The sequence below is a fragment of the Nitratireductor sp. GZWM139 genome, assembly GCF_030068685.1.
In the GTDB taxonomy this organism is placed as follows: Bacteria; Pseudomonadota; Alphaproteobacteria; order Rhizobiales; family Rhizobiaceae; genus Nitratireductor; species Nitratireductor aquimarinus.
Genome location: NZ_JAMQML010000008.1, coordinates 148,890 through 172,491, shown reverse-complemented (window position 1 = coordinate 172,491; position 23,602 = coordinate 148,890). Strand labels below are relative to the sequence as shown.

Genomic DNA, 23,602 nt, shown 5'->3' with positions numbered 1-23,602 from the left:
TGGAGTTAGATGGTCTTTCCGAACGCAACCGCCGTGTCGGCCATGCGGTTGGAGAAGCCCCATTCATTGTCGTACCAGGACATGACGCGAACCAAGTCGCCGTCGATCACCTTCGTCTGGTCGAGCGCGAAGGTGGAGGAGGCCGGGTTGTGGTTCAGGTCGATGGAGACCAGCGGCTCGTTGGTGTAGGCGAGAATGCCCTTCAGCTGGCCGTCGGCAGCCGCCACGAGCGCGTTGTTGATCTCTTCGACGGTGACCTTCTTGCTCGGCACGAACTTGAAGTCGATGACCGAGACATTCGGGGTCGGCACGCGCACGGAGACGCCGTCCAGCTTGCCATTGAGCTCCGGCAGGACGAGGCCAACGGCCTTGGCCGCGCCGGTCGAGGTCGGGATCATGGACATGGCTGCCGCGCGGGCGCGGTAGAGGTCCTTGTGCATTGTGTCGAGGGTCGGCTGGTCGCCCGTATAGGCGTGGATCGTCGTCATGAAGCCCTTCTCGATGCCGAAGGCGTCGTTCAGGACCTTGGCCACCGGAGCCAGGCAGTTGGTGGTGCAGGAAGCGTTGGAGACGATCAGGTGCTCGCTGGAGAGCTTGTCATGGTTGACGCCGTAAACGACCGTCAGGTCCGCGCCGGAGGCCGGAGCCGAAACCAGAACGCGCTTTGCGCCGGCCTGCAGGTGCAGCGAAGCCTTCTCCTTGGAGGTGAAGATGCCGGTGCACTCCATCACGATGTCAACGCCCAGCTCGCCCCACGGCAGCTTGGACGGGTCGCGCTCGGCGAACACTTTGAAGGAGTCGGAGCCGATGCTGATCGTGTCGCCGTCGACCTTCACCTCGGAAGGGAAGCGGCCATGCACGCTGTCATAGCGCAGCAGGTGAGCGTTGGTCTCGACGGGGCCGAGATCGTTGATCGCGACAATGTCGATGTCCTTGCGGCCCGACTCGTAGATCGCGCGTACGATATTGCGGCCGATGCGGCCAAATCCGTTGATGGCTACTTTGACGGTCATGAACTTCCTCCGGCAGGTGGGTGGCCGTGCGCTGGCACGGAAAGAGACGCCGCTTCATAGCGGCGCAAGAGGCAAGAATCCAGATGGCGGGGCAGGCATTCGCCCGCCCCGGACCCTGATAAGGCCGCTATAGGCCTCAACCGAGCTCTGCGAGCCGCTTCTGCGCGGCGCTGGCAGCGGCCTCGGCGGTGATGCCGAAATGCTTGTAGAGCTCCGGTGCGGGCGCGCTTGCGCCAAAGCCGGTCATGCCGATGAACACGCCGTCGGAACCGATGATCGCATCCCAGCCCTGGCGAATGCCGGCCTCGATGGCGATCTTCACCGGCGCATTGCCGGTCACGGCCTTGCGGTAGTCTTCGCTCTGCTGCTCGAACAGCTCGAAGCAGGGCACCGAGACGACGCGGGCCGGGAGGCCGGCGGCATCCAGAAGCGCCTTGGCGTCCATGGCGATTTCCACTTCCGAGCCGGTGGCGAACAGCGTCACCTTGGCGTCGTCTTCCGAACCGGCCAGCTCGTATGCGCCGCGGGCGCTCAGATTGTCCGCTTCGTGGCTGGTGCGCACGGGCGTCAGGTTCTGGCGCGACAGGGCGAGCGTCGAAGGCGTCTTGCGGCTTTCAACGGCCACCTGCCAGCACTCGGCGGTCTCCACCGCATCGGCCGGACGGAACACGAAATGGTTCGGGATCGCGCGCAGCGCGGCCAGATGCTCCACCGGCTGGTGGGTCGGGCCGTCTTCGCCAAGGCCGATGGAATCATGCGTCATCACGAAGATGGAGCGGATCTGCATCAGCGAGGCCAGACGCATGGCCGGACGGGCATAGTCCGAGAACGTCATGAACGTGCCGCCATAGGGAATGATGCCGCCATGCAGCGTCATGCCGTTCATGGCCGCGGCCATTGCATGCTCGCGGATGCCGTAATGCACGTAGCGGCCGGAGAAGTCGTCGGCGCTGATCGGGCCGGTCTGGCTCGTCTTGGTGTTGTTGGAGCCGGTCAGGTCGGCCGAGCCGCCAATGGTTTCCGGCAGCACGGCGTTGATTGCTTCCAGCGCCATTTCGGAGGCCTTGCGGCTGGCCACTTTCGGCGGCTCGGCTGCAAGCTTCTCCTTGTACTCGACCATGGCCGCGTCAAAGTTCTCCGGCAGGTCGCCACGCATGCGGCGCTCAAACTCGCCGCGCGTCTCGGCGTCGGCTGCAGCAAGGCGGTCTTCCCAGGCCTTGCGGTCCTTTGCCGAATGCAGGCCGGCCAGACGCCAGTCGTCGAGAATGTCGGAGGGGATCGTGAAGGGCTCTGCGTCCCAGCCAAGCGCCTTGCGCGCGCCGGCGATCTCTTCCGCACCCAGCGGCGCGCCGTGAACCTTCGCGGTGCCCGATTTGGTCGGAGCGCCGAAACCGATGGTCGTGCGGCAGGCGATCAGGGTCGGCTTGTCGGAAGCCTTCGCGGCTTCGATCGAGGCAGCAATCGCTTCCGGGTCATGGCCGTCGCAGCGGATCGTGTTCCAGCCGGAAGCCTCGAAACGGGCGCACTGGTCGGTGGAATCGGTCAGCGAGATCTCGCCATCGATGGAGATGTTGTTGTCGTCGAACAGCACGATCAGCTTGTTGAGCTTCAGGTGGCCCGCCAGCGTCAGTGCCTCCTGGCTGATGCCTTCCATCAGGCAGCCGTCGCCGGCCAGCGCATAGGTGTAGTGGTCAACCAGATCATTGCCGAAGCGGGCGTTCAGAACGCGCTCGGCAATCGCCATGCCGACGGAGTTTGCAAAACCCTGGCCGAGCGGGCCGGTCGTCGTCTCGATGCCGGCTGCGTGGCCGAATTCCGGGTGGCCGGCCGTGCGCGAGCCGAGCTGGCGGAAATTCTTGATCTCATCGATCGTGATGTCTTCGTAGCCCAGCAGGTAGAGCAGCGAATAGAGCAGCATCGATCCATGACCGGCCGAAAGAACGAACCGGTCGCGGTCGGCCCAGTTCGGGTTTTTCGGGTCATGCTTCATGAAGCGGGTGAAAAGCACAGTGGCGATATCGGCTGCGCCCATGGGCAGTCCGGGATGGCCCGATTTGGCTTTCTCTACCGCATCCATGGAAAGGAAGCGGATCGCATTGGCCATCCGGTCGTGTTTGTCGCGTGAGATCATGATTGCTCGCTGGTCCGCATAAGGCAGTTATCGGGGCGCTGCCTGGGCAGCGCTGACCCCTTGGAAAAAGCAGGCGACACATAGCATTTGCGGCCTTGAAGTCAACAAAGGGGCCGTTTTCACCAGATTGTCTGCCGCTGGGGGAGGAGCGTTATGTATCAACCTTGTTACACCAATTTGGGGGATTAGCCGACGTGTTTTGTTGACGGGGGCTTCACCCGGCGCCTAATCTTTTGGGCGTAACTGTATAGTAACGCCAGCGATTCGCGTTCACCGTCCCGGCAGACAGCCAGTGGCGTTTGCGCGGGGGAGGCGGGCGCATCGCGCAGTTTGGCGAGAGAGAGTAAGCAAGATTGCCTGTGTCAAAACATTTTCGGACAATCCGTGCCGGCGTCGCATATGCGGCGGGCGCCTTCCGGAAATGCAGGACTGGGGTTGGCGGCCATGAGTGGTGACAACACGCTCAAGGAGGTGATCGGTCGGCTGGACAAGGCCATGTCCTCGCTTGAGGATGCGGTTGACGCCCGGCTGGAGCGGGATCGGGAATTTGTCGATTCCGATGCCGAAGTGCAGCGCATGAATGCCGATCGCGCGCGACTGGCCCAGGAAATAGACAAGTCCGAAGCGCGGGCCCAGCGGCTCGAAGAGGTGAACCGCGAGGTTTCGCGGCGTTTGGTCACGGCCATGGAAACGATCCGTGCCGTGCTGGATCGGTAGGGCGAAGCGATGGCACAGGTTACGGTCACCATTGACGGCAAGTCCTATCGCATGGCCTGCGATGAGGGGCAGGAAGATCATCTCGTCAATCTCGCGCAGCGTTTCGACCGCTACATCACGCATCTGAAAGATGCGTTCGGTGAGATCGGCGACCACCGTCTTGCGGTCATGGCCGGCATCATGGTCATGGACGAGCTGGTGGAACTGCAGAAGAAGACGCGCGGCATGGAGGGCGAGATCAACACGCTCCGCAAGACGCGCGACGAGGCGGTCAGCCAGGCTGACCGGAACGATTCCGCCGTCACCGGCATGCTGGGCGATCTTGCCACACGCATGGAAACTCTCGCCGACAAGCTTGCCGGCAAGCCGTAAAACGACGCATAAGCCTGTTTTCCCCGATTTGGGCAATGGCAAGTCAGGCACATGAAGAAACCAAGCAAGAACGATACCCGCGTCCAGCTCGCCGTCATCGGCGCCCCGCAGGGCCTGCGCGGCGAAGTGCGGGTGAAGACATTCACCGGCGATCCCCTGGCCATTGGCGATTACGGTCCGCTCTCCACCGGGGATGGCCGAACCCTGACCGTTCTGAATGTGCGCCCCGCCAAGAATGTGGTGGTGGCCCGCTTCGCCGAGGTGGGCGACCGCACCGCCGCCGAGGCGTTGAACGGCACGGCTCTCTTTGTCGAGCGGGCCGCACTGCCCGCCGATCTTGAGGAAGACGAGTTTTATCATGCCGACCTGATCGGCCTTTCCGTCATCGACGGCGAGGGCGAGCGCGTCGGCAGGGTTCAGGCGCTGCATGATTTCGGCGGCGGCGACATCATGGAAGTCGCGCTGGCCGTGGGCGGAATGGCGATGGTTCCCTTCACGCAGGCTGCCGTGCCTCAGGTGCGCGTCTCCGAGGGGCTCGTCGAGATCGACCGCGTCGCTGCCGGCCTTGTCGATGATGAGGATGCCGACGATCTGGACGATGCCGATGGTCTTGACGATGCGGGCGGGCCAGACAATCCAGACATGCCGGGCGATGGGGATGCGCCGTGAGTTTTCGCGCAACGATCCTCACTCTCTATCCCGAAATGTTTCCCGGTTCGCTTGACCTCTCGCTTGCCGGAAAGGCGCGCGAGGCCGGTCGCTGGTCTCTGGAAACGGTCCAGATCCGCGATTACGCCACGAGCAAGCACCGCAATGTCGATGACACGCCGGCTGGCGGCGGCGCAGGCATGGTCATGCGCGCCGACGTCTTGGCGCGCGCCATCGACGATGCCGCGCCGGCCGATGATCCGCGTCCCCGCCTTTTGATGAGCCCGCGTGGCCGCCCGCTCGACCAGCAGCGCGTGCGTGAGCTGGCGGCCGGTCCGGGCGCGGTCATTCTGTGCGGCCGTTTCGAGGGCGTTGACCAGCGTCTGATCGAGGCGCGCGGTCTCGAAGAGGTTTCCATCGGCGATTACGTGCTCTCCGGCGGCGAGCCGGCAGCGCTGGTTCTGCTCGATGCAGTGATCCGGCTTCTGCCCGGCGTCATGGGCAATGATGCGTCCGGCGACGAAGAGAGCTTCGAGGGTGGTCTTCTGGAGCACCCGCAATACACGCGCCCGCAGCTCTTCGAGGATCGTCCGATCCCGGAGATCCTGTTGTCGGGCAATCATGCGAAAATCGCCGCCTGGCGGCGCGAAGAGGCCGAAAGGCTGACGCGCGAGCGCCGTCCCGATCTCTGGGCGGCTTATAAGGACGGCGGAAAGTGAAACGCCTTCTGCGGCTCGAGGGCGCATCTCTGGCGGTTCTCGCCCTTATTCTCTATCAGCTTTCCGGCGGCAACTGGTGGCTGTTCGCCATGCTTCTGTTTGCGCCGGATCTCGCCATGCTGGGCTATCTCGCAGGCCCGCGCGTCGGCGCATGGTGCTACAATCTCGTCCATGCCTGGCCTGCTCCGGTTTTCGTCTATCTCGTCGGACTGGTGCTGGACGCGCCGCTCGCCACGCATCTGGCGCTCATTCTCGCCGCCCATATCGGCGCAGACCGCGCGCTTGGCTACGGGCTGAAACATGAGAGCGGGTTTCGTGATACGCATCTGGGGCGGATCGGTTCGGACTGAGATTTCGGGCGCGGCAGCCGCCGTTCCATATTGATTCTCCCCGCAATGTCGTGTATGCGCACCCAACGTAACGGCTCCGGCCGGTTTGGATCTAACCAAAGAACACGTGAATTCGCTCCTGTTCCTCCTTTGGGAGGGCACTCTTCAGGCGGTGCACAACTGCCATTGGGATGAGCGCTCTGACGGTTCGAGAAGAACAAGAGGACAGTGAGATGGACATTATCCGTCAGCTTGAGGCCGAGCAGGCCGAGAAAATCGAAGCTCAGCGCAAGATTCCCGAATTCCAGCCCGGCGACACGGTTCGCGTTCTGGTTCGCATCACCGAAGGCACCCGCACCCGCGTGCAGGCCTATGAAGGTGTCTGCATTGCCCGCTCCGGCGCCGGCATCCACGAGAACTTCACCGTTCGCAAGATTTCCTACGGCGAAGGCGTCGAGCGCGTGTTCCCGATCTACTCCCCGCTCGTCGAGGGCGTAGAGGTGGTCCGCCGCGGTAAGGTTCGCCGCGCGAAGCTCTACTACCTGCGCGACCGTCGCGGTAAGTCCGCACGCATCACCGAGAACACCAGCGTCCGCGCCCGTCGTCTCAACGATTCCGTGCGTCAGGCTGCTGCCGAAGAAAAGGCGCGCATCGAAGCTGAGAAGCGCGCTGCCGCCGAGGCTCTGGCCGCCGAGAAGGCAGCTGAAGAAGCCGCCAAGGCGCAGGAAGCTGCTGCTGCAGAGAACAACGCCGAGTAGTCTCTCCGGCATTGGGTTTTTAAGAAAGGCGCACTTCGGTGCGCCTTTTTTGTTTTGATTGGTTTCCTTTACGGCGCTTGCCGTCATTCTGGCTCTTTTACTGGGAAACACTCTGCTTTAAGGAAAAGACCATCACCCGGCCGAGCATCGGTCCGCCACAGGGAGATTGGTCCATGACGTTGCTTACGTCCCTTCAGGCTGCGTCCTTCGCCGCTGCCGCTTTCATGTTTTCCGGTTTTGCCGTCGCTGCCGATACGCTGCCCGACCTTGAGGGTCGTGAAGTCGTGGTGGTCACGGAGAATGCCTACCCGCCGCTTCAGTTCATCGACCCCAAGTCGGGCGAGCAGATCGGCTGGGAATACGATGCGATGAACGAGATCGCCAAGCGTCTCAATTTCTCGCTCACCTACCAGAACACGAGCTGGGACGCGATGATCCAGTCGGTTGCCGACGGTCAGTACGACATCGGCATGACCGGCATCACCATTCGTGACGACCGCAAGGAAAAGGTGGATTTCTCCGCCCCCTATCTGCGCTCCGAAATGTTCATGCTTGTGCGCAGCGACGAAGACAATTTCTCCGACGCTGAAAGCTTCGCGGCCTATGAAGACGGTCTGGTGGGCGCACAGCCCGGCACCTCGCCCTTCTACACCGCCGTCTATGAAGTGCTCGACGGCAACGAAGCCAATCCGCGCATCAAGCTTTTCGAGACCTTTGGCGCGTCCGTTCAGGCGCTGCGCTCCGGCGATGTCGACATGGTGTTGACCGACAGCACCGGCGGCCAGGGCTATGTCGATGCCTCCGATGGCGCTCTCCAGCTCTTCAACGAGGCCCTCGGCTCCGAGGATTTCGGCTTCATCTTCGCCAAGGGCTCCGATCTGGTCGAACCCGTCAACGCTGCCATCGCCGCCATGAAGGCCGACGGCACGCTCGACGCCCTCAACAAGAAATGGTTCCTTGAATACAAGATGGGTGAATAGGACGTGGTTGCCCCGCGTCCTGCCGGCCTGACCGGCCGCCCGTCGAGGAAACTCTAGAGCCCATGGCGGTGTCCGGTTCCAGACCCGCCGCCAAACGCGATTTCCCCTGGTGGCTTGTTGCCGCCGGGGTCATCGCCGTCGGCGTCGCAATCCTCATTGCCACCAGCGAACTCTACGCGCAGGTCTTCTCCATCGTTTCCAAGGGCATCGGCATCACCGTTTTCGTCACGGTGGTGGGCTTTGCGCTGGCCACGGCCGTCGGCCTTGGCATGGCGCTGATGAGCCTGTCCGGATCTCTGGTGCTGCGCCAGATCGCCCGTTTCTACGTGGAGATCATTCGCGGCGTCCCCGTTCTGGTGCTCCTGTTCTGGATCGCCTTTGCCGGTGTTCCGATCATCGTCACCGGCTGGAATGCGGTCACCGCGCCTTTGCAGGAGGCGGGCGTTCTCGGCGAGTTACGGGTGCGCGACATTTCACTTCTGTGGCGCGCCATCATCGCGCTCACCATCGGTTATTCGGCCTTCATCGCCGAGGTTTTCCGCGCCGGCATCCAGTCGGTTGACGAAGGCCAGATCGAAGCCGCCAAGGCGCTCGGTCTGTCGCGCTTCCAGCGCTTCCGCCTCATTGTCCTTCCGCAGGCGATCCGCACCATCCTGCCGCCGCTCGGCAATGATTTCGTGGCGATGGTCAAGGATTCCTCGCTGGTCTCCGTGCTCGGCGTCGCCGACATTACCCAGATGGGCAAGATCTACGCTTCGGGCTCGTTTCGCTTCTTCGAAACCTACTCGATTGTCGCCTATATCTATCTCATCCTGACCATCGGCCTGTCGCTGGCCCTGCGCGGGCTGGAACAGCGCCTGCGCAAGAATCAGGCAAAGCGTTAGGGTCCTGACCCTGGAGACCACCGCAACCGGGGCCGGCTGTCGCGCCCATGCCCCGGTAGCGCAATTCCTGCCGTCATGCGCGCATTGCGGCAGGCATTTGCCTTCTGCCGAAGACGCCCGGCACGGATAGATTGCCGAGCCCGGGAAAGGCTGGTATTAGCCCTCTCATGGAAGCACTTTTTGGAAATCCGGCCTACAAGGGCTTTGTTCTGCAGGACGTCAAGCGCCTGCCGGGCCGCTTCTTTGCGCGGGTTTCCGGCTCGCTTCTGAGCCGACTGCCTTAGGCGGACACGCCAACCGGCTCGGCCTTCCCGTCCGCAACGCTCCGCGGGAACGCAACGAGACAAGAGATTAGCCGGCCAGCCTTCCATTTCGCTCCGCTAGGGATGAACAAAATGACCAAAGCACGCACGCTCTACGACAAGATTTTCGACGACCACCTGGTTGACCAGCAGGACGACGGCACCTGCCTGCTCTACATCGACCGCCACCTCGTGCACGAGGTGACGAGCCCGCAGGCCTTCGAGGGCCTCCGCATGGCCAGCCGCGATGTGCGCCATCCGGAAAAGACGCTCGCCGTCGTCGACCACAACGTGCCCACCTCGCCCGACCGCAAGTTCGGCATCAAGAACGAGGAAAGCCGCATCCAGGTTGATGCGCTGGCAAAGAACGCCGCCGATTTCGGCATCGAATATTACGACGCCAATGACGAGCGTCAGGGCATCGTCCACATCGTCGGGCCGGAGCAGGGCTTCACCCTGCCGGGCATGACCATCGTTTGCGGCGACAGCCACACCTCCACCCATGGCGCGTTCGGCGCTCTGGCGCACGGCATCGGAACCTCCGAGGTCGAGCACGTTCTGGCCACGCAGACGCTCATCCAGCGTCGCGCCAAGAACATGCTGATCCAGGTCGATGGCGCGCTGCCCGCCGGTGTCACCGCCAAGGACATCATCCTTGCCATCATCGGCGAGATCGGCACCGCCGGCGGCACCGGCCACGTCATGGAATATGCCGGCGAGGCAATCCGCGCGCTTTCCATGGAAGGCCGCATGACCGTCTGCAACATGTCGATCGAAGGCGGCGCGCGCGCCGGCCTCATCGCGCCGGACGAGACCACCTACGCCTACATCAAGGACCGCCCGCGCGCGCCGAAGGGCGATGCATGGGAGAAGGCGCTTGCCTACTGGGATTCGCTGCGCACCGATGAGGGCGCGGAGTATGACCGCATCGTTCGTCTCGATGCCGCCAACCTGCCGCCCATCGTCACCTGGGGTTCCTCGCCCGAGGATGTCATCTCCGTCACCGGCGTCGTGCCGAACCCGGACGACATCGCCGAGGAGACCAAGCGTATCTCCAAGAAGCGCGCGCTTGAGTATATGGGTCTGACGCCGGGCACGAAGATCACCGACATCGCCGTCGACCGCGTCTTCATCGGCTCCTGCACCAATGGCCGCATCGAGGATCTGCGCGAAGCCGCGAAGGTCGCCGAGGGCCAGAAGGTCAAGGACAGCGTCAACGCCATGATCGTGCCGGGCTCCGGCCTCGTGAAGGCGCAGGCCGAGGCCGAAGGTCTCGACAAGATCTTCAAGGCTGCCGGCTTTGACTGGCGTGAGCCGGGCTGCTCCATGTGCCTTGCCATGAACGACGACCGCCTGAAGCCGGGCGAGCGCTGCGCTTCCACCTCGAACCGCAACTTCGAGGGCCGTCAGGGCTTCAAGGGCCGCACGCATCTCGTATCGCCGTCCATGGCCGCCGCTGCCGCCATCGCCGGTCACTTCGTCGACATCCGCGAGTGGCCGAAGGGCTGATCCGCGCACCGCATCGCGCACCAATAAAAAAGGCCGGTCCCAGCGACCGGCCTTTTCTTTTGCTGTCTTGAAACGATGAATCGCTCTAGAGCGTTTCCGCTTTTCGCTGAGTCTTGAAAACGCTCTAATTCATTGTTTTCGTGCAATTCCGGACGGAAAACCGGTTCCCACTTTTCCTGGAATTGCTCTAGTGCGTCGACTGCGCCGCGCGAACCTTGGCCACGTCCTCCGCCGAGATGGCGGCTGCGTCATTGCCCCAGGAGGAGCGCAGGAAGTTGACGAGTTCGGCAACCTCCGCGTCGTCCAGACGCTCTGCATAGCCCTGCATCACGAGCTTCATTGGCCGCTTCTCGGTCGAGGGAACCTCTGCGCCATTCAGAATGACGGAGATCAGCGGGCCAACCTCGGCGCTCACCACCATCGGGTTGTTCTCGAGCTCCGGGAAGATCTCCGGCGCGCCCTTGCCGGTCACGAAGTGACAGCCCGAGCAATTGTCGAGATAGAGGCGCGGTCCGAGCGGCATGTCGGGGCTGGCTTCCGTCAGCATGGCTGCGGTTTCTTCACCTGCCGCATCCGCTTCTGGCTGTGGCATCGCCTTCATCACGCCGGCCACCTCGGTGGTCTCCGCATCCTTGCCCTTAAGGAAGGCGGCGATGGCGAGATTGTCCGCGTCGGTCAGATGCTGGAGCGAATGCTCCACCACCAGCGCCATTTCGCCATTGGCGGCAGAATGCGCGTTGCGGCCGGTGGCCAGATAGTTTGCCGTCTCTTCAACGCTCCAGCCCGCAATGGTCGAATTGGGACCATAAAGCGCCGGCGCTTCCCATCCGTCGATCACGCCGCCGGCGAGGAACGTCTTCTGGCTCGCCGTCACACCGTCCTGCATCATCAGCTCGTTGCGCGGGCTGTGGCAGGCGGCGCAATGGCCCGCACCCTCCACCAGATACTGCCCGCGATCCTGCATGTCCGATGCGCCCAGCGGCTTGAACCCGGCCTCATGTGAGAGCGCCATCCAGTTCCAGGCGCGCAGGCCCCAGCGTTGGTTGAACGGGAAGGCGAGTTGCGTCGCCTGCACCCGGTTCTCCACCGGCTCCACACCGTTCATGAGATAGTCGTACAGCGCGCGGATGTCCGCCTCGCTCATGAAGCGGAAGTTCTCATACGGCATGGCCGGATAGAGATGCGTGCCGTCCGGCATCAGGCCGTCGACCATGGCCGCGCGGAAATCGTCAAGCGACCAGCCGCCGATACCGGTCTTCGGATCGGGCGTGATGTTGGTGGACCAGATCGTGCCCATGGGGCTTTCGATGGGGCGGCCGCCGGCCAGCGGTTCGCCGCCTTCCGCCGTGTGGCAGGCCACGCAGTCGCCCGCATACATCACATACTGGCCCTGGCCCTCTTCCGGCTGCCAGTCGGCCGCCAGGTTCTGGGTGGGGGCGGAGCGTTTCACCGGAACGAACACGAATGCCAGAAGGGCGATGACGCCCACCACAACGAGCCCGGCGAGGATTCTGAGAAAGGTTTTCATCTGTATGCTCCTCAGACCAGCGGACGCGGATTGGGCAGATACTGGGTGCGGATCGCCTGAACCGTCCAGTAAGCCAGGCCGCCGAGCAGGCCCGTCGGGTTGTACTGCGTGTTCTGCACGAAATTGCCTGCGCCCATGACGAAGACATTGTGCTTGTCCCAGGCCTGGCAGTAGCGGTTGACGACACCTTCCTGCGGGGTTTCCGACATGATGTGGCCGCCGGTGTTGTGCGTCGTCTGGTAGGGGCGCACGTCATAATGCGCGCCCGGTCCCTTGAAGCCGACCTGCATGATGTCCGGGTTCATGGATTTGGCGAGCGGCTCCATTTTGCTCTTCATGAACTGGTTCATGCGCAGATCATTGTCGTGCCAGTCGAAGGTCATGCGCATCAGCGGACGGCCATGACGGTCCGTATAGTTCGGATCGAGGTCGAGATAGTTGTTCGCATAGGCAAGGTTCGAGCCGTGCGAGCCGATCGACATGGCGTGGCCGTACCAGCGCCCGATGCCCTCTTTCCAGCCTGCGCCCCATGCGGGCGTGCCCTTGGGCAGCGGCATGTTGCGGATCGGCTGGCCGTTGAACGTGCCCGAGCGCCAGTAAGCGCCGCCAATGAAGCCTTCTTCGCCGAAATCGATCTGGTTGATCGCGAAATCGTCGATGCAGGTGCCGTTGGCGCCATGCCCGACGAACGGGTTGAAATTGTCGTCCTCGAAGAACATCGAGATGCCGCCATTCATCTGGTAGGCATAGTTCTTGCCGGTAACGCCCTTGCCCGTGGCCGGGTCATAGGGTTCGCCGATGCCGGAGACGAGCATCAGGTGCACATTGTTCAGCTGATAGCTCGACAGGATCACCAGATCCGCCGGCTGGAACACCTCTTCCTGCGCTTCCTCATCGAAATAGGTCACGCCCGTCGCCGTCTTGCCGTCTTCGGCCATTTCCACCCGCAGCACTTCGCAATGGGTGCGGTAGGAGAAGTTCGGCTTGCGCTTCAGCGCATCGAGGATCGTCGTCTGCGGCGAGGATTTCGAATACTGGTAACAGCCATAGCGCTCGCAGAAGCCGCAGAAATTGCACGGCCCCATCTGCATGCCATAGGGGTTCACATAGGCGGTGGAGGCGATGCCCGCCGGCGCAGGGAATGGATGGTAGCCCGACGCGATACAGGCATCGTGGAACTTCTGGCTGTCCCATGTGCGCGGCAGCGGCGGCATCGGGAAGTCCTCGGAGCGCCAGCCCTCGAACGGGTTGCCGCCTTCGCGGATCTCGCCGTTGAGATTGCCCGCATAGCCGGAAATGCCCGCCACTTTCTCGAACTGCGTGAAATACGGCTCGAGTTCGTCATAGCTCACCGGGTAATCGCCGATGGTCATGTCTTCGGCAATGATATCCTCGCCCCAGTTTTCGATGACGTAGGATTTCAGCTTCAGCTCTTCCGGCATCGGACGCCAGTTGAGGCCGTTCCAGTGGGTGCCTGCGCCGCCAACGCCATTGCCCGGCAGGAAAGAGCCGAGCTTGCGGTAGGGGCGGGCGGTCTCGTCTTCATTGCGACGCACCGTCACCGTCTGCTGGCTCAGCTTCTGCATCATTTTCAGACGCACGCCGTATTTCAGCTCATCAATCTGGTTGGGATACTTGAAGTTCGGCACGGTCGACTGGTCCGGGCCGCGCTCCAGCGCGACGATCTCAAGGCCGTCCTGCGCCAGCTCGATGCCGGCGATGGCGCCGGTCCAGCCCAGGCCGACGATGACGACGTCTTTCTTCTTTTCCTGACGCGCCATGATCAAGCCCTCTCGCCGCTGATGGAAACCGGTCCGAGCGGATATCTGATGTTGTGGCGCTCGGGCCATTCGCGGAATGCGGCGCGTGCGCCGGGAAAGCCGATATAGACCCACGACTGCATGCCGTGATTGCCGCCATACATCGGGTCGGCGAAATAGCCTTCCTTCGTGTTAGCAAGCAGAATGGAGAAGAAGTCGCGCACCTCCGGCTGCAGTTCCACATCGCCGTTCTGCAGCGCAGTCAGCGCCTCGTCCTGCTGGCTGGCTTCAAGCCCGGCGAAGACGTCGCCATGGGTTTTTGAGCACCAGGCGTCGAAGGCTGGAATGGCCTGACGGTAGACTTCGGCAGGCGTCAGCGGCGTCTGCCAGCCCAGTTGAGGCGAAGCGGACGCATCGTGCGGGCCTTCCATGTACCAGTCTTCGGCGCTGCCATAGTCGCCTGCGAGCTGGCGGTCGATGAACACGGGAACGCGCGCCTCGATCGCGCCGGGACCGTCGCCTTCGGACGGGATGAGCCGCGCGGTCGCGGCCATCACGAACGCCCATTCGGCGTCGTTCAGAAATTCACGCTTGTAGTCTTCGAGGGAAACCGGGGCTTCGGCCTTCTCGGCGCTTGCACTGGTCGCGAGCGCGGAAAGGGCCACGCCAGCTGCAGAGCCTTTGAGAAAGCTTCTGCGGCTGGGCAGACCGGGAATGTCAGTCATGGGAAGGTGTCCTGCCAGCGGGTTGAACATCAATCTGCCTGGGAAAGGCAGCATGTTCCTCTCCTAGGACGAGCCCGCTCGACAAACAACTTCAATTTATTGCTCCAGAAAACATAACGCGACGTAATGTTTTTTCATTCAGTGAATTGTATCGATTTAAACTTCGCTTTTTAAATCCTTGGTTGTGGACGTAATTTTATTCTTCAGAGGATTGTTTTGTTTTTTATTTCGATAATTTTATTTCGCAGGAGGGGATTCGAATCGCTGACGATTTTTTATTTCCCAGAACTTCTGTGATTTTCATCTCCCCCGTCAGCGGAAAGAAGCGCCCGCCGGCCTGTGTGCGCATATAGCTGCGCACCGTTGTTTCCTTCAGGTCCAGCGGGCCGCTTGTGCAGCCGCCATTGATCGAGACGCTGATCGAGCCCTTGCCTTCCGTTGCATCTTCGGCCCGCGCCGCGCGGGCTCTGGCCTGTGCAGCCCTGAAGCGCTGCCGGTCTTCTGCCGCGATGGCGGCGGAGAGGACATGCTCATTGGGCTTCAATGCCTGACCGAAGCCCGCAGGCTCCTTGTCTTCGATCACCGTCAGCACGAAGCGTTCATCGAAAGCCCTGTTCTTGTCCTCGCTCGCGAGCGCCATGCGCAGCATCACGTCTCCCTGCCTCAGATGAAGCGTCCTGTCCGTTTTGACCGCCACGGCGATGCCTGCCGGGTCGGCGCTGAGCGGATCGAACTTTGACAGTTCGTAAAGCGTGCGGGGATTGCCCGAAACACAGGCGGAAAGCACGGCAGCGCAGAAGACGCCGGCAAGGCTTGTCACGGTGCGTTTGCGAAAAAACATCGGTATGGCCCTTTTCATGAGAAACGAATCGAGATAATTAATTATCGTAATACATTAATTAATTCAATCAAACGGAGATTGGTATGCAAGACGTGACGCGCCTGCGGCGGCTCAGCCGGCTGATGCAGGGCATTGTTCTGGTGTGCGGGGCTTTGATCGCCCTTGCGGTGGCTGTGTTCTTCTTCGCGTCGCTGAACGACGCAGTGTTCTTTGAGGAACAGGTGCGGGAGAAGCTCGACCTGTCAGGCCCGCTTGTGTTCACCTCGTCTGCGGTTGCCATCACCGCAGCGCTGATTGCCATCCAGCTTGGTCTTCTGTTTGCCGCGCTCTATAGCGTCTGGCGCATGTTCGGTGCGTTTTCTGCCGAAGAGCCGCTTTCGGGCGAATCCGCGCACTGGATGGGGCGCGCCAGCGCGGCCTTTGTCGCCTTGGCCGCCGGCGGCATTCTCCTGCGCATGCTGATGATCCTGGCGCTCACCATGGGCAATCCGCCCGGAGAAAAGATGCTGACACTCGGTTTCGGCAGTTCGGAGCTGCTGACGCTTCTCATTGCCTGCATCATGTACATGACGGGCCGGCTCATGGCCGTTGCGGCCGATGTCCGTGCCGAACAGCGCGACTTCGTGTGATCGCCATGCCGATAGTCGTCAATCTGGATGTCATGCTGGCGCGCCGCAAGATGCGCTCCAAGGAACTCGCCGAGATGATCGGCATCACCGAGCAGAATGTGTCCCTGCTCAAATCCGGCAAGGTGCGCGGTGTGCGCTTCGAGACGCTGGAAAAAATCTGTCAGGCGCTCGACTGTCAGCCGGGCGACCTGCTCGAATTTCAGCCTGCACCCGAGGAAGGCTGAGAAGACAGGCTTTAGACCGTGCAGCGGGCGTGACCTCCGGGTTCACGCCCGTTTCTGTTGAAGGGGGCTCCATCAAGGCGCCGCCTTCAACGCCCCCTTCTCCCCGCGAGCGGGGAGAAGGTGAGGATGAGGGGCGAGCGCCAGGTTCTGTGAATGCACAATACGGCGAGGTTCTCATGCGCCGCGCCAGCCCCTCATCCCCCCTTGCCGGCCCCTTCTTCCCCGCGAGCGGGGAGAAGGAAGCCCTCATATTGCTCTAGTTCCGCGCCAGTTTCAGCGGGCCGGTGACGAGGCGATAATCCTTCATCTGCTCGGGCGTCAGATAGTAGAGCGCGCGCGGTGGCGTATCGAGCGCGTGCAGCCAGAGCGCCGGGTCAACGCCCATCTCGTCCAGATGGCGGGAGATCCGGGCCGTGATGATCTGCGCATCGGCCATCGCCTGCGCCGGGTTGTTCATTTCTTCCGCTGCATAGAACTGGTGCACGCCAATGGCGGCCCTGTCTCCGGCCTGCCGCTCCACGCCGCCGGCCAGAATGAGCGGGCATGACGAGGCGCAGATCGCGCCATCGGCAACACTGGTCGCCAGATTGCGTTCCCGCACCAGGCGGGAAATCGCCATCGCGTCCTCAAGCGAACCGCCGGGCGAATTGAGCGCCACATGCGTCACATATTCGCCGCGCGCCTCCAGCTCGCTCTCAAAGCGCGCCGCCGCCCCCTGGTCGATTGCGCCATTGGCGGCCAGCACGCCGCCCGCCTTCAGCGTGAAGCTGACCGGGTCACGCAGCGCATCGCGATCCGTCCGCACGAACCGGCGCGGATCGGCCGACTGTTCGCGCGCGCCATGCGTTTCCACCGCCGGCGGAAGAACCGTCACGCTGCGCTTCATCGGGTCGGCGCTCTCTGCCGGCCAGAGCCCGCCATTGCGGTCCACCATCTCGCGCAGATCCATGCCCAGCACGGCTGCCGAGCCAATCAAAACGCCCACAAAGGCCCAGCGCATCAGCTTGCCGTCATCGAAGCGGCTGAAATAGCGCATCAGAAGGCCGCGCTGCGGTTTCTCGTCGAGGGAAGCCAGATGGTCGCTCATGGTTCCTGCCGTTTGCGGTCGGTGAGTGTGGAAAGCGGGGTGATGTTGCGCGACGGCTGCGGCTCTGCTTCGGGCGGAACAGGCTGCGCTTCTGTCGGTTCGGGCGGTGTCTGCGTCTCCGCAGCAGCCTTGCGGGCCATGATCGCATCATGCAGCTCGAGCGAGCGCATCATGTCCGCCGCCGTGATCCGGTCTGCCGGGGTCAGCTCGGCCTCGCCCCGGCGGATCGAGGCGAACACCACTGCAAGCACGCCCACCAGAACAGCCGGCAATAGGTCGATGGAGATCGCGCCTGCCCAGCTCGGCAGGAAGCTGCCTGCATAGCGCAGCACAGCTTCAGCCGAGGAAAGCGGCACATAGCGGCGTTCCGCCACTTTCGGCTGTGCGAGAATTTCCTCCGCCGCATCCGACAGCGCCTTGGACTGGGCGGCGACCGAGCTGCGCACCGTCGCCATCACCGCATCCTGACGGTCTGCCAGATCGCCTGAGCGGCCATCCGCAACCGGCGCGATGAAGCCGGCGGAAAGATCCGCTGCCGCGCGCGCCACGGAGGGCGCGATGGAGGTCTGCTCCAGCGCGGCGATCACGCCCGCCAGCGCCACGGCTTCCTCCGCGAAACGGTCGGAGCGCGGCTGGATGGGGCCGGGGGCCGAAACCAGCGTGCGCATTTCCGCAAGCCGCTCCTGCCCGCGCTGAAACTGCTCGCTCACCGTCTCGCGTGAATTCTGGATCGTGCTTTCCAGCTCGCGCATTTGCGCAGACATCTGGGTCAGAAGCTGCACCACGCTGCCCGAGCCCGACGTGCCGGTCAGCGCGCCGGAATTGCGCTCCTCTTCGGCAAGCCGCGAAAAGCGTTCCGCCGCGCGCTGAATGTCGGGCAGCAGGGATAACGCGCCCAGCGCATTGGAATGAGCCTGATCGAGATCACCCGTATAGTCTTCCAGCGTTTCCGCCAGATGCTGCTCCACCGCAGCCGAGCCCGCCAGCGCGGCCGCGTTCAGCCAGGAGGACATGGCGACGATCATCAGGCAGCCCACGCCCATCACGCCGAAGAGCGCCATGCGTGAGCCCGCGTCGCGCATTTCCGGCAGAAAGCGGATGAGATAGGTCCAGAACCCGTAAATGCCGACCGAAACCGCCGCCGAATAGATGACGGCGGCGAGAAACACGAGCGTCGCGGTGCCGTCCAGCAGGCTGCGCACGCCGAGATAGGTGTAGACACCGCTTGCCAGCGCCAGCGTCGCCAGCACGAAGCGGGTCATGGTCTGCATCTGGTCGATATGGCCGCGCAGCGCGCGGGCGGTTTCGGCCTCTCGGCTCATGGGGCCTCCCGTGCTCGCCTGTTCCGGTTTTAATGGTTCAGCGGCAGGGCGCGACCAGAACCGGCAACACGCCGTCTGGCAGGCCATACATGTAGCTGCGGCCCTTGATCAGCACGCCCTCGGTGCACGGGTTTGCCCGGCGCAGATAGAGCTTGCCGCCGTCGCGCTCCAGATAGGCTGTCTCGCGCGGTGTTTCGAGGTCGAGCGCCTGATAGTCGCCGGCCATATAGCCCTTGCCGACCATGATGCGCTTGAAACCCGCGCGGCTCTCGATCACCAGATTGCCATAGGCGTCCGCATAGACGCGGCCCTGGCCTGCGCCATCAAAACTGCCGGCCAGCGCCGGCGCAGTCGTCGCTGCGGCCACAAGGGCCGCGGCCACGAATAAAGATCGTAAAGGCATGCGCCATCGCTCCTTAAATCCTCGTGGCCCCCTCGATCCTCATACATTAAGCTTTTCTTAACCTTTGTCACGTCGAGCATGCAGCGCGAACATGCCGATTGACAGACGTGGTTAATTTCGGGGAAGGGTGCTCCATGGGCGAGAATCATCAGATCGACATCAATCCGCTGCGTCTCAAGGATGCGCATGTTCTGGCGCCGCTTTTGGCGGCTTACACGCAGTCGCTGAAGCGCGGTGCGCCGCGCCGCCCCGACGAATATTACGCCGAGACGCTTCTGCAGGACCGCGCGGTCGAAGTCGTCGGCGCAAGCCTTGATGGCGCGCTGGTCGGCTTTGCGCTGTTCTACGACCTGCCGGACCCGGTGTCGGGCATGCGGCACGGCCTCGTCGATCATCTGTTCGTGCACCACGATCACCGCCGCAAGGGCATCGGCAAGGCGCTGGTCGATGTGATCGCCGACCAGGCCGAAGAGCGTGGCTGGGCCCGTCTGGCGCTCAATGCGCCGCGTCAGCCGGATGAAGGGCGCAAGCTCTACGAGGCGCTGGCCGCCCCCGCCGACTGGACCACGCATGTCATTCGTTTCGACCAGGGTGCGGATCGGTCCCCCGGCTCGGACGCGCAATAGAGGCATTATGAAATCTACAGGAACGACCTTCATGCGGCTGCGCCAGCGCGGCCTTTCAGGGCTTGTGGCCATTTGCTGTGCGGGCATTCTCGCCGGCTGTGTCGCCGCAACGCCTGAAAAGCCGGATGCCGCGAAGCCGGCCTTCACCGGTCCCGTCACGCTCACCTGCGATGACGGCATGCAGATGAGCATCACCCCGAAGGGCTCGAGCATTTCCGTCGTCAGCCCGCGCGGGCTGGAGCTGGAGCTGCCGGCGTCGCCGCCCGGCCAGCACGTTCGTTTTGGTGAGTCGCTTTATGCCGTCGTGATTGAGGGCGGCGAGGCGCTCTGGATGGTCAGCGGCAAGGTGCCGATCACCTGCCGTCGCTGATTTGGAGGTCGCCGCGCGAAAAATCCTCTTCAATCGTTTGAAGCCGCGCAATGCCGCTCGCCACGCGTTACACCTGCGATATATTCGTTGAAGGGAACGCTGTTGCGGCTTTGACGCACTGCAAAAACCGCATTAGAAAGCCACAGCCGCAGGGCGCGAGTTCGGGATACGATATCGCTCTCGCAACAGCCACCCCGCCGCGCCGGTATCGAATTGGGGAAGCCATGAGCAAATCCACAACTGTCAAAGCCAGGCCGCTTTCACCGCACCTGCAAATCTATCGCCCGATTCCGACGATGGTCATGTCGATCGTGCACCGCATCACCGGCGGCGCGCTTTATTTCGGCATGGTGCTCTTCGTCATCTGGCTGGCCGCCGCCGCCGGTTCGAAGGAAACCTTCGACCTGGTCAACGGCATTTACGGCTCCTGGTTTGGCCGCATCGTCCTGTTCGGCTTCACCTGGGCCATGATCCATCACCTGATCGGCGGTCTGCGCCATCTCGTGTGGGACACGGGCCGCGGCCTCGAAAAGGCCACCGCGACGAAAATGGCCAAGGCCACCATCGCCGCTTCCATCGTGCTCACCATTCTCGTGTGGGTCATCGGCTACGCCGTTCGTGGAGGATTTTGATCATGAGCGACATGCGCACACCGCTTAACCGCGTTCGCGGCCTCGGCTCCGCCAAGGAAGGCACGGATCACTTCTGGCGTCAGCGCCTCACCTCCGTGGCCAACGTCCCGCTCGTCATCTTCTTCATCGGCTTCGTCATCGCCATCAATGGCGCATCCTATGAAGAGGTCCGCGCGACCATCGCCAACCCGGTCATCACCGTGCTTCTGGCGTTCGCGCTCCTGTCGGTGCTCTACCACATGAAGCTCGGCATGCAGGTCATCATCGAGGACTACATCCACGCAGAGGGCTGCAAGGTCGCCCTGATGATCGGCAACATCTTCTTCACCCTCATTCTGGGCGTCGTCTCCCTCTTCGCCCTTCTCAAGATCGCCTTCGGAGGCTGAACCCGGTTATGGCAAAGGCAACAGATAAAAAGGCGGCAGACGCCTACACCTATGTCGACCACAAGTTCGACGTTGTCGTCGTCGGCGCTGGCGGCGCAGGTCTGCGCGCCACGCTCGGCATGGCCGAGCAGGGGCTGAAGACGGCCTGTATCACCAAGGTCTTCCCGACCCGCTCGCACACGGTCGCCGCCCAGGGCGGCATCGCCGCGTCGCTCAAGAACATGGGCCCCGACCACTGGCAGTGGCACCTCTATGACACGGTGAAGGGTTCCGACTGGCTCGGCGATGTCGACGCCATGGAATATCTCGCCCGTGAGGCGCCCGCCGCCGTTTACGAGCTCGAGCATTACGGCGTGCCCTTCTCGCGCACCGAGGAAGGCAAGATCTACCAGCGGCCGTTCGGCGGCCACATGCAGAACTTCGGCGACGGCCCGCCCGTGCAGCGCACCTGTGCTGCGGCAGACCGCACCGGCCACGCCATCCTGCACACGCTCTACGGCCAGTCCGTCAAGAATCACGCAGAGTTCTTCATCGAGTATTTCGCGCTCGATCTCATCATGACCGACGGTGTCTGCACCGGCGTCGTGGCGTGGAACCTTGAAGACGGCACGATCCATCGCTTCTCCGCCAAGATGGTGGTTCTGGCGACGGGCGGTTATGGCCGCGCCTTCTTCTCCTGCACCTCCGCCCACACCTGCACGGGCGACGGCAACGGCATGGTCGCCCGCGCCGGTCTGCCGCTGCAGGACATGGAGTTCGTGCAGTTCCACCCGACCGGCATTTATGGCGCTGGCTGCCTCATCACCGAGGGTGTGCGCGGCGAGGGCGGCTATCTGGTCAACTCCGAGGGCGAGCGCTTCATGGAGCGTTATGCGCCGTCGGCGAAAGACCTTGCCTCCCGCGACGTGGTTTCGCGCTGCATGACCATCGAGATCCGTGAAGGCCGCGGCGTCGGCAAGAACAAGGATCACATCTACCTGCATCTCGATCACCTGGACCCGGCGGTCATTCACGAGCGCCTGCCCGGCATCGCCGAATCGGCCCGCATCTTCGCTGGCGTCGATGTGACCCGCGAGCCGATCCCGGTCCTGCCGACCGTCCACTACAATATGGGCGGCATCCCGACCAACTACTGGGGTGAGGTGCTGAACCCGACGAAGGACGATCCGGATGCGATCGCGCCGGGCCTGATGGCCGTCGGCGAGGCCGCCTGCGCCTCCGTGCACGGTGCAAACCGTCTTGGCTCCAACTCGCTGATCGATCTGGTCGTGTTCGGCCGCGCCGCCGCCATCCGCGCCGGCGAGGTTGTCGACCGCGATGCGCCGGTTCCGGCGCTCAACGAGGCCGCCTGCGACAGGATCATGGAGCGCTTCGACCGCCTGCGTAACGCCAACGGCTCCCAGCCGACGGCAGAGCTGCGCGAGAAGATGCAGCGCGCCATGCAGGAAGACGCCGCCGTGTTCCGCACCCAGGAATCGCTGGAGCAGGGCTGCGAGCGCATCACCGCAGTCTGGAAAGAGCTTCCCGACATCAAGGTCACCGACCGCTCGATGATCTGGAACTCCGATCTCATGGAAGCGCTGGAGCTGGAAAACCTGATGGCCAACGCCATCACCACCGTCTTCGGCGCCGAGGCGCGCAAGGAAAGCCGTGGCGCGCACGCCCGCGAGGACTACAAGGATGGTCCGATGGGCGGCCGCAACGACGAGGACTGGCGCAAGCACACCCTGTCCTGGGTCGATGAGAGCGGCAAGGTGACGCTGGACTATCGTCCCGTCCACACCGACCCGATGCTGAAGCCGGAAGACGGCGGCATCGATCCCAAGAAAATCGCGCCCAAGGCGCGGGTTTACTGAGCCGAGGAAGTCATGGTCGAAATCACCCTTCCCAAGAATTCCCGTGTCCAGGAGGGCAAGGTCTGGCCGAAGCCCGAGGGCGCGACCAACCTGCGCGAATACAAGATCTACCGCTGGTCGCCGGACGATGAAGCCAATCCCCGCGTCGACACCTATTATGTCGACATGGACGATTGCGGGCCGATGGTCCTCGACGGGCTGATCTACATCAAGAACAAGATCGATCCGACGCTGACCTTCCGCCGTTCCTGCCGCGAGGGCATTTGTGGCTCCTGCGCCATGAACATTGACGGCACCAACACGCTTGCCTGCACCAAGGGCATGGATGAGGTCGCTCAGGACGCGGTCAAGATCTACCCGCTGCCGCACATGCCGGTGGTCAAGGATCTGGTGCCGGATCTCAGCGTGCCCTACGCGCAGCTCTCCTCCATCGAGCCGTGGTTGCAGACGGTCACGCCCGAGCCCGCGACCGAATGGAAGCAGAGCCATGAGGACCGCACCAAGCTCGACGGGCTTTACGAGTGCATCCTGTGCTTCTGCTGCCAGACCTCGTGCCCGAGCTACTGGTGGAATGGCGAGCGCTATCTCGGCCCTGCCGTGCTGCTTCAGGCCTATCGCTGGCTGATCGATTCGCGCGACGAGAAGACGGGCGAGCGCCTCGACAATCTGGAAGATCCCTTCCGGCTCTATCGTTGCCACACGATCATGAACTGCACGCAGGCCTGCCCGAAGGGCCTGAACCCGGCCAAGGCCATCGCCAACATCAAGAAGATGATGGTGGAGCGCCGCGTCTAGCGCAATTCCAGGAAAAGCGGGAACCGGTTTTCCGTCCGGAATTGCGAAGACAAACA

At 62.9% G+C, this 23,602-nt stretch carries 26 protein-coding genes; 17 read left to right on the top strand and 9 right to left on the bottom strand.

All coding sequences use genetic code 11. From position 1 onward, the window contains the following. Window positions 1–5: 5 nt before the first annotated feature. Both gap and tkt read right to left on the bottom strand, forming a co-directional pair. Window positions 6–1,013, bottom strand: coding sequence for a type I glyceraldehyde-3-phosphate dehydrogenase (gene gap, locus NDI72_RS12060; RefSeq protein ID WP_113153490.1), 1,008 nt, complete (start codon window positions 1,011–1,013; stop codon window positions 6–8). Window positions 1,014–1,149: 136 nt separating this feature from the next. Beyond that, window positions 1,150–3,144 (bottom strand): transketolase, encoded by a 1,995-nt coding sequence (gene tkt, locus NDI72_RS12055; protein WP_206545667.1) that lies wholly within the window; start codon window positions 3,142–3,144, stop codon window positions 1,150–1,152. 444 nt (window positions 3,145–3,588) lie between these two features. Here tkt and NDI72_RS12050 point away from each other — a divergent pair, with 444 nt between their 5' ends. The 9 genes from NDI72_RS12050 (at window position 3,589) to leuC (ending at window position 10,362) form a co-directional block, all read left to right on the top strand. Next, window positions 3,589–3,861 (top strand): DUF4164 domain-containing protein, encoded by a 273-nt coding sequence (locus NDI72_RS12050; protein WP_206545668.1) that lies wholly within the window; start codon window positions 3,589–3,591, stop codon window positions 3,859–3,861. Window positions 3,862–3,870: 9 nt separating this feature from the next. Further along, window positions 3,871–4,233 carry a cell division protein ZapA gene (locus NDI72_RS12045; RefSeq protein WP_206545669.1) on the top strand — a complete coding sequence of 121 codons (363 nt, stop codon included), beginning with the start codon at window positions 3,871–3,873 and terminating at the stop codon, window positions 4,231–4,233. A gap of 51 nt (window positions 4,234–4,284) precedes the next feature. Beyond that, complete coding sequence (gene rimM, locus NDI72_RS12040; RefSeq protein ID WP_283800571.1) at window positions 4,285–4,902, top strand: ribosome maturation factor RimM; 618 nt, start codon at window positions 4,285–4,287, stop codon at window positions 4,900–4,902. Next, entirely contained in the window at window positions 4,899–5,600 is a 702-nt protein-coding gene (gene trmD, locus NDI72_RS12035; protein WP_206545671.1) for a tRNA (guanosine(37)-N1)-methyltransferase TrmD, read from the top strand. Before rimM ends, trmD begins: the two co-directional genes overlap by 4 nt. Beyond that, window positions 5,597–5,950: a DUF4260 domain-containing protein gene (locus NDI72_RS12030; protein ID WP_206545672.1), complete on the top strand. Its 354-nt coding sequence runs from the start codon at window positions 5,597–5,599 to the stop codon at window positions 5,948–5,950. Before trmD ends, NDI72_RS12030 begins: the two co-directional genes overlap by 4 nt. 212 nt (window positions 5,951–6,162) lie before the next feature. Further along, on the top strand, window positions 6,163–6,687 hold the full coding sequence (gene rplS / locus NDI72_RS12025) for a 50S ribosomal protein L19 (protein ID WP_113153484.1): 525 nt from the start codon (window positions 6,163–6,165) through the stop codon (window positions 6,685–6,687). Between the two features lie 173 nt (window positions 6,688–6,860). After that, complete coding sequence (locus tag NDI72_RS12020; RefSeq protein WP_283800570.1) at window positions 6,861–7,667, top strand: transporter substrate-binding domain-containing protein; 807 nt, start codon at window positions 6,861–6,863, stop codon at window positions 7,665–7,667. Window positions 7,668–7,729: 62 nt separating this feature from the next. Beyond that, window positions 7,730–8,551 (top strand): amino acid ABC transporter permease, encoded by an 822-nt coding sequence (locus tag NDI72_RS12015; protein ID WP_113153482.1) that lies wholly within the window; start codon window positions 7,730–7,732, stop codon window positions 8,549–8,551. A gap of 395 nt (window positions 8,552–8,946) precedes the next feature. Beyond that, window positions 8,947–10,362 (top strand): 3-isopropylmalate dehydratase large subunit, encoded by a 1,416-nt coding sequence (leuC, locus tag NDI72_RS12010; protein WP_113153480.1) that lies wholly within the window; start codon window positions 8,947–8,949, stop codon window positions 10,360–10,362. 187 nt (window positions 10,363–10,549) lie between these two features. On the opposite strand, the gene NDI72_RS12005 is transcribed toward leuC, so the two are convergent. From NDI72_RS12005 to NDI72_RS11990, 4 genes are all read right to left on the bottom strand, one after another. Further along, complete coding sequence (locus tag NDI72_RS12005; RefSeq protein ID WP_283800569.1) at window positions 10,550–11,890, bottom strand: cytochrome c; 1,341 nt, start codon at window positions 11,888–11,890, stop codon at window positions 10,550–10,552. 11 nt (window positions 11,891–11,901) lie between these two features. Next, window positions 11,902–13,671, bottom strand: a complete 1,770-nt coding sequence (locus tag NDI72_RS12000; protein ID WP_113153478.1) for a GMC family oxidoreductase — start codon at window positions 13,669–13,671, stop codon at window positions 11,902–11,904. A 2-nt stretch (window positions 13,672–13,673) separates the two neighbouring features. Next, window positions 13,674–14,375: a gluconate 2-dehydrogenase subunit 3 family protein gene (locus NDI72_RS11995; RefSeq protein WP_206548013.1), complete on the bottom strand. Its 702-nt coding sequence runs from the start codon at window positions 14,373–14,375 to the stop codon at window positions 13,674–13,676. A gap of 223 nt (window positions 14,376–14,598) precedes the next feature. Then, window positions 14,599–15,216 carry a hypothetical protein gene (locus NDI72_RS11990; protein WP_283800568.1) on the bottom strand — a complete coding sequence of 206 codons (618 nt, stop codon included), beginning with the start codon at window positions 15,214–15,216 and terminating at the stop codon, window positions 14,599–14,601. 83 nt (window positions 15,217–15,299) lie between these two features. On the opposite strand from NDI72_RS11990, the gene NDI72_RS11985 reads away from it, so the two are divergent. Both NDI72_RS11985 and NDI72_RS11980 read left to right on the top strand, forming a co-directional pair. Beyond that, a complete protein-coding gene (locus NDI72_RS11985) occupies window positions 15,300–15,845 on the top strand; it encodes a DUF2975 domain-containing protein (protein ID WP_283800567.1) in 546 nt (181 codons plus the stop codon). A 5-nt stretch (window positions 15,846–15,850) separates the two neighbouring features. Continuing rightward, complete coding sequence (locus NDI72_RS11980) at window positions 15,851–16,069, top strand: helix-turn-helix domain-containing protein (RefSeq protein WP_206545680.1); 219 nt, start codon at window positions 15,851–15,853, stop codon at window positions 16,067–16,069. Window positions 16,070–16,325: 256 nt separating this feature from the next. On the opposite strand, the gene NDI72_RS11975 is transcribed toward NDI72_RS11980, so the two are convergent. From NDI72_RS11975 to NDI72_RS11965, 3 genes are read right to left on the bottom strand one after another with little or no spacing between them, the layout of a single operon-like run. Next, complete coding sequence (locus tag NDI72_RS11975) at window positions 16,326–17,105, bottom strand: COG3904 family protein (protein WP_283800586.1); 780 nt, start codon at window positions 17,103–17,105, stop codon at window positions 16,326–16,328. A 47-nt stretch (window positions 17,106–17,152) separates the two neighbouring features. Beyond that, on the bottom strand, window positions 17,153–18,478 hold the full coding sequence (locus NDI72_RS11970; protein WP_283800566.1) for a hypothetical protein: 1,326 nt from the start codon (window positions 18,476–18,478) through the stop codon (window positions 17,153–17,155). A gap of 37 nt (window positions 18,479–18,515) precedes the next feature. After that, window positions 18,516–18,860 carry a hypothetical protein gene (locus NDI72_RS11965; protein ID WP_349632274.1) on the bottom strand — a complete coding sequence of 115 codons (345 nt, stop codon included), beginning with the start codon at window positions 18,858–18,860 and terminating at the stop codon, window positions 18,516–18,518. Window positions 18,861–19,015: 155 nt separating this feature from the next. Here NDI72_RS11965 and NDI72_RS11960 point away from each other — a divergent pair, with 155 nt between their 5' ends. From NDI72_RS11960 to NDI72_RS11935, 6 genes are all read left to right on the top strand, one after another. Beyond that, window positions 19,016–19,507 (top strand): GNAT family N-acetyltransferase, encoded by a 492-nt coding sequence (locus NDI72_RS11960; RefSeq protein ID WP_113153472.1) that lies wholly within the window; start codon window positions 19,016–19,018, stop codon window positions 19,505–19,507. 7 nt (window positions 19,508–19,514) lie between these two features. Beyond that, window positions 19,515–19,877 carry a hypothetical protein gene (locus tag NDI72_RS11955; RefSeq protein WP_113153471.1) on the top strand — a complete coding sequence of 121 codons (363 nt, stop codon included), beginning with the start codon at window positions 19,515–19,517 and terminating at the stop codon, window positions 19,875–19,877. A gap of 224 nt (window positions 19,878–20,101) precedes the next feature. Beyond that, a complete protein-coding gene (gene sdhC / locus NDI72_RS11950) occupies window positions 20,102–20,509 on the top strand; it encodes a succinate dehydrogenase, cytochrome b556 subunit (protein ID WP_113153470.1) in 408 nt (135 codons plus the stop codon). A gap of 2 nt (window positions 20,510–20,511) precedes the next feature. Further along, complete coding sequence (sdhD, locus tag NDI72_RS11945) at window positions 20,512–20,895, top strand: succinate dehydrogenase, hydrophobic membrane anchor protein (RefSeq protein WP_113153469.1); 384 nt, start codon at window positions 20,512–20,514, stop codon at window positions 20,893–20,895. Window positions 20,896–20,903: 8 nt separating this feature from the next. Beyond that, on the top strand, window positions 20,904–22,751 hold the full coding sequence (sdhA, locus tag NDI72_RS11940) for a succinate dehydrogenase flavoprotein subunit (RefSeq protein WP_113153468.1): 1,848 nt from the start codon (window positions 20,904–20,906) through the stop codon (window positions 22,749–22,751). 12 nt (window positions 22,752–22,763) lie between these two features. Then, the gene (locus NDI72_RS11935) at window positions 22,764–23,546 is read left to right on the top strand and encodes a succinate dehydrogenase iron-sulfur subunit (RefSeq protein ID WP_113153467.1); all 783 of its coding nucleotides are present in this window, start codon (window positions 22,764–22,766) and stop codon (window positions 23,544–23,546) included. Window positions 23,547–23,602 lie beyond the last annotated feature (56 nt).

What these genes read in the sequence shown, in the direction of transcription:
- gap (WP_113153490.1), bottom strand. Translation starts at nt 1,013, where the DNA reads ATGACCGTCAAAGTAGCCATCAACGGATTTGGCCGCATCGGCCGCAAT.
- tkt (WP_206545667.1), bottom strand. Translation starts at nt 3,144, where the DNA reads ATGATCTCACGCGACAAACACGACCGGATGGCCAATGCGATCCGCTTC.
- NDI72_RS12050 (WP_206545668.1), top strand. Translation starts at nt 3,589, where the DNA reads ATGAGTGGTGACAACACGCTCAAGGAGGTGATCGGTCGGCTGGACAAG.
- NDI72_RS12045 (WP_206545669.1), top strand. Translation starts at nt 3,871, where the DNA reads ATGGCACAGGTTACGGTCACCATTGACGGCAAGTCCTATCGCATGGCC.
- rimM (WP_283800571.1), top strand. Translation starts at nt 4,285, where the DNA reads ATGAAGAAACCAAGCAAGAACGATACCCGCGTCCAGCTCGCCGTCATC.
- rplS (WP_113153484.1), top strand. Translation starts at nt 6,163, where the DNA reads ATGGACATTATCCGTCAGCTTGAGGCCGAGCAGGCCGAGAAAATCGAA.
- NDI72_RS12020 (WP_283800570.1), top strand. Translation starts at nt 6,861, where the DNA reads ATGACGTTGCTTACGTCCCTTCAGGCTGCGTCCTTCGCCGCTGCCGCT.
- NDI72_RS12015 (WP_113153482.1), top strand. Translation starts at nt 7,730, where the DNA reads ATGGCGGTGTCCGGTTCCAGACCCGCCGCCAAACGCGATTTCCCCTGG.
- leuC (WP_113153480.1), top strand. Translation starts at nt 8,947, where the DNA reads ATGACCAAAGCACGCACGCTCTACGACAAGATTTTCGACGACCACCTG.
- NDI72_RS12005 (WP_283800569.1), bottom strand. Translation starts at nt 11,890, where the DNA reads ATGAAAACCTTTCTCAGAATCCTCGCCGGGCTCGTTGTGGTGGGCGTC.
- NDI72_RS12000 (WP_113153478.1), bottom strand. Translation starts at nt 13,671, where the DNA reads ATGGCGCGTCAGGAAAAGAAGAAAGACGTCGTCATCGTCGGCCTGGGC.
- NDI72_RS11995 (WP_206548013.1), bottom strand. Translation starts at nt 14,375, where the DNA reads ATGACTGACATTCCCGGTCTGCCCAGCCGCAGAAGCTTTCTCAAAGGC.
- NDI72_RS11990 (WP_283800568.1), bottom strand. Translation starts at nt 15,216, where the DNA reads ATGTTTTTTCGCAAACGCACCGTGACAAGCCTTGCCGGCGTCTTCTGC.
- NDI72_RS11985 (WP_283800567.1), top strand. Translation starts at nt 15,300, where the DNA reads ATGCAAGACGTGACGCGCCTGCGGCGGCTCAGCCGGCTGATGCAGGGC.
- NDI72_RS11980 (WP_206545680.1), top strand. Translation starts at nt 15,851, where the DNA reads ATGCCGATAGTCGTCAATCTGGATGTCATGCTGGCGCGCCGCAAGATG.
- NDI72_RS11975 (WP_283800586.1), bottom strand. Translation starts at nt 17,105, where the DNA reads ATGCGCTATTTCAGCCGCTTCGATGACGGCAAGCTGATGCGCTGGGCC.
- NDI72_RS11970 (WP_283800566.1), bottom strand. Translation starts at nt 18,478, where the DNA reads ATGAGCCGAGAGGCCGAAACCGCCCGCGCGCTGCGCGGCCATATCGAC.
- NDI72_RS11960 (WP_113153472.1), top strand. Translation starts at nt 19,016, where the DNA reads ATGGGCGAGAATCATCAGATCGACATCAATCCGCTGCGTCTCAAGGAT.
- NDI72_RS11955 (WP_113153471.1), top strand. Translation starts at nt 19,515, where the DNA reads ATGAAATCTACAGGAACGACCTTCATGCGGCTGCGCCAGCGCGGCCTT.
- sdhC (WP_113153470.1), top strand. Translation starts at nt 20,102, where the DNA reads ATGAGCAAATCCACAACTGTCAAAGCCAGGCCGCTTTCACCGCACCTG.
- sdhD (WP_113153469.1), top strand. Translation starts at nt 20,512, where the DNA reads ATGAGCGACATGCGCACACCGCTTAACCGCGTTCGCGGCCTCGGCTCC.
- sdhA (WP_113153468.1), top strand. Translation starts at nt 20,904, where the DNA reads ATGGCAAAGGCAACAGATAAAAAGGCGGCAGACGCCTACACCTATGTC.
- NDI72_RS11935 (WP_113153467.1), top strand. Translation starts at nt 22,764, where the DNA reads ATGGTCGAAATCACCCTTCCCAAGAATTCCCGTGTCCAGGAGGGCAAG.